The sequence below is a fragment of the Propionicimonas sp. genome (assembly GCF_047606205.1).
Classification (GTDB): Bacteria; Actinomycetota; Actinomycetes; order Propionibacteriales; family Propionibacteriaceae; genus Propionicimonas.
In genome coordinates this window covers 1-10186 of the sequence record NZ_JASGES010000001.1, presented here as the reverse complement: position 1 = coordinate 10186, position 10186 = coordinate 1, and the positions used below count along the sequence as shown (strand labels likewise).

Annotated in this window: 10 protein-coding genes; 6 read left to right on the top strand and 4 right to left on the bottom strand. The window is 73.1% G+C overall.

Going from position 1 to position 10186, the window contains the following annotated elements; all coding sequences use genetic code 11:
- The 4 genes from QM633_RS00050 to QM633_RS00035 all read left to right on the top strand — a co-directional run.
- Window positions 1–1041, top strand: a 1041-nt coding sequence (locus QM633_RS00050; protein WP_415151674.1) for a FecCD family ABC transporter permease, incomplete at its 5' end; no start/stop codon positions are given.
- Complete coding sequence (locus QM633_RS00045) at window positions 1038–2102, top strand: FecCD family ABC transporter permease (RefSeq protein WP_415151673.1); 1065 nt, start codon at window positions 1038–1040, stop codon at window positions 2100–2102. The genes QM633_RS00050 and QM633_RS00045, both read left to right, overlap by 4 nt.
- A complete protein-coding gene (locus QM633_RS00040; protein WP_415151672.1) occupies window positions 2099–2935 on the top strand; it encodes an ABC transporter ATP-binding protein in 837 nt (278 codons plus the stop codon). The genes QM633_RS00045 and QM633_RS00040 overlap by 4 nt, the downstream gene beginning before the upstream one ends.
- Window positions 2932–4161 (top strand): enterochelin esterase domain-containing protein, encoded by a 1230-nt coding sequence (locus tag QM633_RS00035; protein WP_415151671.1) that lies wholly within the window; start codon window positions 2932–2934, stop codon window positions 4159–4161. The genes QM633_RS00040 and QM633_RS00035 overlap by 4 nt, the downstream gene beginning before the upstream one ends.
- Window positions 4162–4176: 15 nt before the next feature.
- Here QM633_RS00035 and QM633_RS00030 read toward each other — a convergent pair whose 3' ends face one another.
- The 4 genes from QM633_RS00030 to map form a co-directional block, all read right to left on the bottom strand.
- Window positions 4177–4866 (bottom strand): FadR/GntR family transcriptional regulator, encoded by a 690-nt coding sequence (locus QM633_RS00030; RefSeq protein WP_415151670.1) that lies wholly within the window; start codon window positions 4864–4866, stop codon window positions 4177–4179.
- A 116-nt stretch (window positions 4867–4982) separates the two neighbouring features.
- Complete coding sequence (locus tag QM633_RS00025) at window positions 4983–5843, bottom strand: acyl-CoA thioesterase (RefSeq protein ID WP_415151669.1); 861 nt, start codon at window positions 5841–5843, stop codon at window positions 4983–4985.
- On the bottom strand, window positions 5840–7684 hold the full coding sequence (locus QM633_RS00020; protein WP_415151668.1) for an AMP-dependent synthetase/ligase: 1845 nt from the start codon (window positions 7682–7684) through the stop codon (window positions 5840–5842). The genes QM633_RS00025 and QM633_RS00020 overlap by 4 nt, the downstream gene beginning before the upstream one ends.
- A 76-nt stretch (window positions 7685–7760) precedes the next feature.
- The gene (gene map, locus QM633_RS00015; RefSeq protein ID WP_415151667.1) at window positions 7761–8531 is read right to left on the bottom strand and encodes a type I methionyl aminopeptidase; all 771 of its coding nucleotides are present in this window, start codon (window positions 8529–8531) and stop codon (window positions 7761–7763) included.
- 120 nt (window positions 8532–8651) lie between these two features.
- Between map and QM633_RS00010 the strand changes: the two genes are divergently transcribed.
- Window positions 8652–9110, top strand: coding sequence for a MarR family winged helix-turn-helix transcriptional regulator (locus QM633_RS00010; RefSeq protein ID WP_415151666.1), 459 nt, complete (start codon window positions 8652–8654; stop codon window positions 9108–9110).
- A 4-nt stretch (window positions 9111–9114) separates the two neighbouring features.
- The coding region (locus QM633_RS00005) for an FAD-binding oxidoreductase (protein ID WP_415151665.1) at window positions 9115–10186 on the top strand (1072 nt) is incomplete at its 3' end.

The following is a 10186-nucleotide window of genomic DNA, read 5'->3' as shown; positions in this document are numbered from 1 at the left end:
CCCGCCGCCACGGCCGGACCGCCCGGCACGGCGGGGCGGGCGCGACTCCTGCGCCGCCGCATCCTCGCCCTCTCGGTCGCGATCGCCGCGGTCGGGCTCGGCGCCCTGCTGTCGCTGTCGATCGGCTCCAACCCGATCCCGCCCGGTCGGGCCTGGCAGCTGTTGCTCTCCCCCGACGGCAGCATGGAGGCGATCGTGCTCGCCGAGCAGCGCCTGCCCCGCACATTGCTCCTGCTCGTCGTCGGCGCCGGGCTCGGCCTCGCCGGCGCCCTCATGCAGTCGATCACCCGCAACCCGCTGGCTGAGCCCGGCCTGCTCGGCGTGAACGCCGGCGCGTCCCTCGCCGTCGTCCTCGCCGTCGCCGTCGCCGGGCTGTCCGGGGTGTGGTTCTACCTGTGGTTCGCCTTCGCCGGAGCCGCGCTCGCGTCCATCGCGGTCTACCTGCTCGGACGGGCCGGTTTCGCCGGCGCCACTCCCTCCCGGCTCGCGCTGGCGGGGGTGGCGATCACCATGACCGTCAGCTCCCTGGTCCAGACGGTGATCCTTGCCGACCAGGCGGCCTACAACGAGTTCCGGTTCTGGGCGTCCGGGTCGGTCGAGGGGCGCGGCTACCCCGTCCTGCTCGCGGTCACGGGCTTCGTCGTGGCCGGTGCCGTTCTGGCCATGACGCTCGCTCCCGCGCTGAACACCCTCGCCCTCGGCGAGGACACGGCGAGGGCCCTCGGCGTCCGGGTCGGGCTGACCAGGGGGCTGGCCGTCGCCGCCGTGACCCTTCTGGCCGGTGCGGCCACCGCCGCCGCAGGGCCGATCATGTTCATCGGGCTCGGCGTGCCCTACCTCGCCCGCGCGGCCTTCGGGCCGGACCAGCGCTGGGTGCTCCCCGGCACTCTGGTCGCGGCGCCCGCCGTCCTGCTGGTCGCCGACGTGATCGCCAGGGTGGTCGCCGCGCCGTCGGAAGTGCCGGTCGGCGTGCTGGCCGCGATCCTCGGCGGCCCGGTGTTCATCGCAATCGTGCGGCGGCCCCGGATCGAGGCGCTGTGAGCGCCGCCGCCCCCACCCGGGTCCGCCCCCGCCACCACCGGCTCAGCCTGGGGCCGTGGACGCTGCTGCTCGAGCGTCGCGCCGTCCGGGTCGCGGCACTGCTCCTCGGACTGGTGGTCGGGCTCGCCGTCGCGGGGCTGCTGATCGGCGACTACCCGCTGGATCCGATCGCGGCCGTACGCGCCCTGCTGGGCCTCGGTGAAGACCCGCTCGCCCGCTACTTCGTGCAGCAGCAACGGACCCCGCGCGTGGTCGCCGCCCTCGTCGTCGGCGCCGCCCTGGCCGTCTCCGGGAACATCTTCACCTCACTGTCGGCGAACCCGCTCGGCAGCCCGGACGTGATCGGCTTCACCACCGGTGCGGCGTCCGGAGCGCTGGTGCAGATCGTGCTGTTCGACGCCGGGCCCGCTGGCGTCGCCGCCGGCGCACTGGTCGGGGGATTCGCCACCGCGGCGGTGGTGTACGCGCTGTCGTGGCGGCACGGGCTCAGCGGCAGCCGGCTCGTCCTGGTCGGCGTCGGGACGTCCGCCGTGCTGCAGGGCGTGAACAACCTCCTGATCGTGCGGGCGTCGCTGACCGCGGCGCAGACCGCATCGCTGTGGTTGGCCGGCTCGTTCAACGCGACCTCCTGGGCTCGCAGCGGCCCGCTGCTCGCGGTGCTGCTCATCCTGCTGCCGCCGGCCCTGGCGCTGTCGCGTCCACTCGGCACGCTCGTACTCGGCGACGACCTGGCGGCCGGTCTCGGCCTGAGGGTCGAACGGACGCGAGCAGCGCTGGTCGCCGTCGGGATCGCCCTCGTCGCGATCGCCACCGCCACGGCGGGCCCGATCGCGTTCGTCGCGCTCGCCGCGCCGCAGGTCGCCCGCCGGCTCACCCGCACCAGCGGGATCGGCATGGGTACCGCGGCGATCACCGGAGCGGCGATGGTGCTGGCCGCCGACCTGGTCGCGCAGCGGCTGTTCGCCCCCACCCAGCTGGCCGTCGGCGTGGTCACCGGCAGTCTCGGCGGGCTCTACCTGATCTGGTTGCTGGCCACGCGCGCGAGGAGGGCCGCAGGATGACAGCTCACCGTCCGGTCCCGGTGCTGCTGCCGGACCCGGCGCCGCAGCCGCGGCTGGCCGGTCGCGGACTGCGGGTCGGCTACGGCGAACGGCTGGTGCTGGACGGCCTCGACGTGGCGATCCCCGACGGCGGCCTGACCGTCATCGTGGGTCCGAACGCCTGCGGCAAGTCGACCCTGCTGCGGGCACTGGCCCGGATGCTTCCCGCTCGCGGGGGCGTCGTCGAGCTCGACGGACGCCCGATCGGCGACTACCCGCCGAAGGAGGTCGCCCGCCGGCTCGGGCTGCTGCCGCAGTCGCCCGTCGCGCCGGACGGCATCACGGTGGCAGACCTCGTCGCCCGCGGCCGCTACCCCCACCAGGGAATCTTCCGGCAGTGGTCGGACCAGGATGCGGCGGCGGTCGAGCGGGCGCTGGCCAGGGCGGGGGTGTCCGACCTCGCCGACCGGCTGGTCGCCGAGCTGTCCGGTGGCCAGCGGCAGCGGGTCTGGATCGCGATGGCGCTGGCCCAGGACACGTCGATCCTGCTCCTCGACGAGCCCACCACCTACCTCGACATCGCCCACCAGGTGGAGGTGCTGCGCCTGGCCCGCGGCCTGCAGCGCGACGGCTACACCCTCGTCGTGGTGCTGCACGAGCTGCAGCTGGCCTTCCGCTACGCGTCCCACCTGATCGTGATGCGCGACGGTGTGGTCGTCGCGCAGGGCGACCCCCGCGAGATCGTCACCGCCGAGCTGATCGAGGACGTGTACGGCCTGCCCTGCCGGGTGATCGAGGATCCCGAGAGCGGGCGCCCGTTGGTGATCCCGAAGCTCGAGGAGCGCGACCGGTGACCGGGCATCGACCCACCCCGCCCAAGGTGCCGCGGCCCTGGCCGGCGCCACTGGCCTGCAGCCCGGCGATCTCCGCACTCGGCGACGCCGTCGCGGCAGACCCGTCGCGGGCGGGCCGGCTGGTCGCGGAGTTCTGGGCCGGGACACCCGCGCCGCTGGTCGAGACGGATCCGGCGGGCGAGTGCCTGGTCACCTTCACCAGGCACGATCCGGACGCGGAGCAGGTGCTCCTGTTCGTGAACCGGCTCACCGATGAACGCCGTCTGGATGACAGCCTGATGCAGCGCCTGCCCGGCACCGCACTGTGGCACCTGACCTACCGCATGGGCGCCGACTGGCGGGCGTCCTACGCCTTCCTGCCCCGGCCGGCGGGCGCCCGCGCCGCCTGGCGGGACGACGCCGACCAGGTTGCGATCCGGGCAGCCCTCGACCACGGACTGCCCGACCAGCGCAATCGGCTCACCTGCCGCAATCGCTCCGGACGCGAACTCTCCGTGGTCGAACTGCCCCAGGCGCCCGCCCAGCGGTGGCTGACCGGGGCCGCCCCGGCCGGCGAGCTGCTCGAGCACGCGCTCCCCGACGGCCGAACCTGCTGGACCTACCGTCCGCCCGGCGCCGACGGGCCGCTGCCCGTGGTCGTGTGCCTGGACGGCGAGGTGTGGCTGCGCACCCACAACCTGCCGGCGAGCGTGGACGCTCTCGTCCTGGCCGGGCTGATCCGTCCCCCGCTGCTCGTGCTGGTGCCGTCGGCCGGTCGGGAGGCGAGGTGGGCGGACCTCGGCGGCGACGCCCCGCTGGTCGACTGGATCGCGGACGTGCTGCTGCCGTGGCTCGGCGAGCGCTTCGACCTCGGCCCGGCCGCGACCGACCGGATCGTCGCGGGCCAGAGCCTCGGCGGCACGGTCGCACTGCTCGCCGCCACGCTCCGGCCGGACGCCGTGGGCGGCTTCATCAGCCAGTCGGCGTCCCTGTGGCAGCCCGGGGTGCTGGAGAGGGTCGCGTCGGGCCTGGGCGCGGGCACCCGCGGCCACCTCGAGGTCGGCCGCCAGGAGTGGGTGCTGCTCGGCCCGCACCGCGACCTGCGCGACCGCCTCGCCGCGCGAGGCGTTCGCCCCGGCTACGTGGAGTTCAACGGCGGCCACGACGACGCCTGCTGGCGCGGCGGAATGGCCGACGCCCTGCAGTCGGTCCTGGGAGCCGGTGATCCCCCGGCATCGCGGACCTGACCCGGACTCCGCGGCTCAGGCGTCCGCGGGCTTCTCGGGCACGAGGTCGTGGTCGAGGTGCGCGGACATCGCGTGGGCGGCGGCCACCGGGTCGCCGGCCTCGATCGCGGCGAGGATCCGTTCGTGGTCAGCGGTCCTGACCTCGTGGCTCGCCCCGTAGACGACGACCCCCGCGTCCACCGCCCGGCGCAACGCGGCCATCACGCCCGCGTAGAGGCCGGTGAGCAGCGCGCTCCCGGTCGCCTCGAGGACCAGGAAGTGGAACTGCCCCGGCGTCCGTCCCCGCTCCCAGCGCACCGGCAGGTCCGGGTCGGACGGACGGTCGTTCGCCAGCGCTGCCCGCAGCCCGTCCAGCTGCACGGCGGTGCGGTTGCGGGCGGCCTGCTGCGCGGCCTCCAGTTCGAGAGCGCGCCGGTAGCCGAGGATCTCGGGCACCTCGAAGTCGGCGATGTAGTCGGCCAGCACCGAGCTCACCGGCACCCGGGAGCGCACGAACGTCCCGCGGCCGGGCAGCGCCTCGAGCATGCCGAGGTTCGCCAGCGTCCGCACCGCCTCCCGCACGGTGGTCTTGCCCACGCCCAGCAGTTCCATCAACTCGGGCTCGGTCGGGATCTGCTCGTTGACCGCCCACTCCCCGGAGGCGATCCGGCTGCGCAGGTAGGCCAGCGACCGCCGCGCCCTGTCGGTGCCGGTACCACCCTGCACGGGGACCTCCTCGCTTGTGGACGGTCAGTCTAGGGGTGGGCTGTCGCGATCCGTCCACTCGACGCCCGGGGCGTGACGTCAGGGGCGCGCGGGACGAGCGCAGCGGCTGGATCGGGTCACACCGGGTCGGCCGGCCAGCGCGCCGCCGCGGCGAGCATGTTCTCCGGGAGCGGGACCGGACGGCCGGTGGCGTCGCCGCAGACCAGCACGGTCCTGGTGCGGGTGAGGACGGCGCCGTCCTGCGGGTCCTCGACCTGCGCGACGATCGTGACCGAGGTCCGTCCGACCCTGCCGATCGCCGAGCGCACCCGGTACGGCTCGGTGCGGTGGGAGATCTGACCGAGGTAGTCGACGTCCTGCCGGGCCACCATCCACAGCAGCCCTGCCGCTGCGGCGGCGTCCATGCGGGTGCTGCCGTCCTCGGCGGGGTTCATCCGGATCCGGGCCTCGGCGACGAAGTCGAACACGCGCACGTTGTTGACGTGGCCGTACGGGTCGAGGTCGGACCAGCGGACCACCACGTCGTAGGCGTGGGCGCGATCGCCCACCCGCTGGTCGCCGAGGCCACCGAACGGCTCCAGCGGCTCCGCCTGCGCGACGAACCACGCCCGCTCCGCGCTGGTCATCCGCCGCGGCCGCCCGGCCGCGTAGTCGTAGAGGCACAGCACCGACCGGGCCCTGGCCAGTTCACGGCCGTCCTGGACCACCGAGTAGCCGAGGGTGAACCGGGCCGCACCCACCGTGCCGACCCGCAGTTCGACCTCGACCGGGTCCACGCCGAACGACACCGGGCCGAGGTATTCGACCTGGTGGGAGACCACCATCGTCGATGAGCCGAGCAGGTGCGCGTTCGATCCGGACAACAGCCAGTCGACCCTGGCTTCCTGCAGGTAGTCGGCGACGACGGCGTTGTTGACGTGACCCTGGGCGTCCAGGTCGACCCAGCGCAGCGGGACGCGGCTGACGAACCCGCTCACTCGGCGTCCACCGGCTCCTCGTCGTACAGCGACTCCACGACGTCCGCGTACTGCTGGGTGACCACCTTGCGGCGGATCTTCATGTTCGGGGTGACCCCTCCGTCGTCGACGCTCAGCTCGGCGGGCAGGATCGCGAACCGCTTCACCGTCTCCCAGCGCTCGAGCTTGGCGTTGGCCGCGCCCATGAACCGCTCGATGGTCTTGCGGAGTTCCGGGGTCTGGGTGACCTCGGCGTAGTCCCGGTCGGCCATGTCGTGCCTGGCCGCCCACTTGGCGAGGTTGTCGCGGTCCATCGTCAGCAGCGCGGAGACGTACTTGCGGCCGTCGCCGACGGCGACCACCTGCGACACGTAGGGGACGGACGCGGCGATCACTCCCTCGACCTTGGCCGGGGCCACGTACTTGCCGCCCGACGTCTTCATCAGGTCCTTCTTGCGGTCGGTGATGGTGAGGAAACCGTCCGCGTCGAGCTTGCCGATGTCACCGGAGTGGAACCAGCCGTCGACCAGCACCTCCGCGGTGCGCTCGGGGTCGTTGTGGTAGCCCCGCATCACCGCGGGCCCCTTGATCAGGATCTCCCCGTCGTCGGCGATCCTCACCTGCGTGCCGGCCAGGGCGGCACCGACCGTCCCGAACCGGATCGGCAGCGGCAGGTTGACGCAGGTCACCGCCCCGGTCTCGGTGAGGCCGTAGCCCTCCACGACCATCAGCCCCGCGGAGTAGAACCACGCCTGCACCTGGGAACTCAGCTTGGCCGAGCCGGAGATGAAGAAGTCCACGTTGCCGCCGACGCGGTCCTTCAGCTTGCTGAACACCAGGTGGTCGGCGATCGTGTAGGCCAGCCGCATGGCCACCGGCAGCGGCTTGTCGGCCAGCCGGTACTCCCTGGACGCGCGCCCCACGGCGAACGCCCAGCGCGCGATGCGTCCCTTCACGCCCCCCTGCGGGGAGGACAGCATCACTGCGGCGCGCACCTTCTCGAAGATCCGCGGCGCCCCGCACATGAAGTTGGGGTGGACCTCGCCGAGGCCGGACACGATGTGATCGATGCGCCCGTCCACGGCGGTGGAGAAGCCGATGCCCAGCTGGATGGTCAGCAGGTCCTTGCCGAAGACGTGGGACAACGGTAGCCACAGGTACTGGAGCGCGGAGGGGCTGATCAGCTCCATCTCCCGCAGCACGACCGCCTGGTACACCCAGCAGCGGTGGGTCAGCTCGACGCCCTTGGGCAGACCGGTGGTGCCGGAGGTGTAGATCAGGGTGGCCAGGTCGTCGATCCCGATCGCCGCGATCGCACGGTCGACCGCCCCGGGGTCGGACGCGAGCAGGGCACGCCCCCGCTCGGCGAGCTGGGCGAGGCTGAGCACGCGCTCCCCGTCCCCGTTGCCGTCGAGGACGATGACGTGGTGCACCTGCGCCGCGGCCTGCGTGGACTCCTCCAGCTTGGCCACCTGCTCGGCGTTCTCCGCGACCAGCACCACCGAGCCCGAGTCGGTGACGATGTGCGCGAAGTCCCTGCCCTGGGTGTTGGGGTAGATCGTCGTGGTCGCGCCGCCCGCGCAGTTGATCGCGTAGTCGACGAGGATCCACTCGATCCTGGTGTTCGAGGCGATCGCGACCCGTTGCTCGGGCTCCAGGCCGATCGCGAGCAGGCCGGCGGCGTACTCGTCCACGCGGCGGCGGGTCTCCGCCCAGTCGATCGAGACCCAGGTCTCGGTGGCGTCGGGATACCGGAACGCCTCCTTCTTCGGGGTCTGCTCCACCCGCCACCGGAACAGCGCCCCCGCGGAGGGTGGTGCGCTCGCGACGAGTGCGTCGGCGTCGATGCTGGAAGCTCCCATAACCCTCACATCCCCCGTTGGACTGTCTCCGCAGTCTAGGGGGTCCCCGTCGCCGGCGTCCCTCCCCCGGCCGCGCCTACTGGTGCGGGGTGAGGATCTCCGCGCCGGCGTCGGTGATCGCCACCGTGTGCTCGACGTGCGCGGTGCGGCACCCGGTGGCGCTGCGCAGGGTCCAGCCGTCCGGGTCGACCGCGAGTTCGTCGGTGTCGCGCATCACCCAGGGCTCGATCGCCAGCAGCATGCCGGGCACCAGAGTGAGTCCCCGCCCGGGACGGCCGTCGTTGGCGATGTGGGGATCCTGGTGCATCGTGCTGCCGACGCCGTGACCGCCGAAGTCGGTGTTCACCCGGTAACCCGCATCGCGCAGCACCGACCCGATCGCGTGCGAGATGTCGCCGATCCGCCGGCCGGCGCCCGCGGACGCGATGCCCGCGGCGAGGGCTTCCCTGGTGACCTCGATCATCCGCTCGTCCTCGGGGTCGGCCGGTTCGCCCACCACGAAGCTGGTGGCCGCATCGGCCACGCAGCCGTCGATCGACACCGCGAGGTCGAGGCTGAGCAGGTCGCCGTCGCGCAGCGCATAGTCGTGCGGCAGGCCGTGCAGCACCGCGTCGTTGACCGACGTGCAGATGACCTTGCCGAAGGGGCCGCGCCCGAACGGAGGCGCGTAGTCCACGTAGCACGACTCGGCCCCGGCCTCGGCGATCAGCTCCCGCGTCCAGTCGTCGATCTCCAGCAGGTTGGTGCCAGGGACCGCCCGCGCCCTCAGCGCGTCCAGCGTCCGCCCGACGAAACGACCAGCCCTGCGGCCGGCCGCCAGTCCACGGTCCCCCATCACTTCGATCACGGGTGCTCCTCGTCGCTTTCTGCTTCAGGGGGGTGCCCGGTCAGCCTACGCGCCTTTCCAGGCCCGGGAGTCCGGCGTGGCATTTGTTGAACCGTAAACTTCTTTGATAGGGTTCAGTGCGTGACCACCCAGCTCGAACCCCGTTGGCTGACCGCAGAGCAGCAGCGTATCTGGCGCGCGTACCTGAACGGCGTCGCACTCGTGAACGAGCAGCTGGACGCCGACCTGCGGCCCTTCGGGCTCGACCTCGGCGAGTACGAGATCCTGGTGCACCTGTCGGAGTCCCCCGACCGTGCCCTGCGCATGTCGGACCTCGCCGAACGGGTGCGGCAGTCCCGGTCCCGGCTCACCCACACCGTCTCCCGGATGGAGTCGAAGGGCCTGGTCGCCCGGACGGCCTGCCCCTCGGACCGTCGGGGGGTCATCGCCGTGATGACCACTCGTGGCCACCAACTGCTGGTCGAGGCCGCCCCTGCCCACGTCGCCTCGGTGCGTCGAGTCCTGGTCGACCCGATCGCCGCGGAGGACTTCGAGGCGCTCGGCCGGGCGATGGAGGCCGTCACCCGCGTGACAGACTGAGGTCGTGCCGGTCGCCGCAGCCTTCACCGATCAGGTCGCTGCGCTGGCCTCGGCAGGATTCGCACTCGACACCTCGACCCTGGCCCGGGCCCTGCACAGCAGCGACGCGTCGCTGTACCGCGTCCCACCGGCCGCGGTGGCCCGCCCGGGTTCTGTCGCGGAACTCCGTGAACTCGTGGACGCCGCGCGTGCCGCGGGACTTCCCCTGACCAGCCGTGGGGCCGGCACGTCGGTCGCGGGCAACGCCATCGGACCCGGCCTGGTTGTGGACTGCACCCGGCTGGACGGCATCGCGCACCTCGACGGCACCGGTCGCGCGGCGATCGTCGAGCCGGGCGTGGTGCCCGCCCGGCTGACCGCGGCAGCGGCACGCCACGGCCTGCGCTTCGGCCCCGACCCGTCCACGGCAGACCGGTGCACGATCGGCGGCATGATCGGCAACAACGCGTGCGGCCCCCGCGCCCTCGGCTACGGCCGCACCGCCGACAACGTGCTCGCCCTGGACGTGGTCACCGGCACCGGAGAGCGGCTGCATCTCGGCCAGAGCGCCACCACCGCCGATTCCCCCACCCTGTCCGCCCTGCACGACCTCGTGATGGCGAACCTCGGGGTGATCCGCACCGGGTTCGGCCGGTTCCCGCGCCAGGTGTCCGGCTACAGCCTCGAGCACCTGCTCCCCGAGCACGGTTTCGACGTGGCCCGCTTCCTGGTCGGCTCGGAGGGCACGCTCGGCGTCGTCACCGGCGCCAGGGTGCGACTGGTGGCCGACCTGCCGCTGCGCGCGCTGCTGGTGATCGGCTACCCGGACATGGTCGGGGCCGCGGACGCGACGCCTGCCGTCCTGCCCTGGCGGCCGACCGCGGTGGAGGGGCTCGACCGGCGGATCGTGGACGTGGTGCGGCGACGCCTCGGGACCTCGGCCGTCCCCGACCTGCCGCGCGGGGAGGGCTGGCTGTTCGTCGAGCTCACCGACACCGACCCCGGTGCGCTCGCCGACAGGTCCCGTGCGCTGGTGGCTGCCGCGGGCGGGCTGGACGCCGTGGTCGTCACCGACCCGGCCCGGGCCGCGCGCCTGT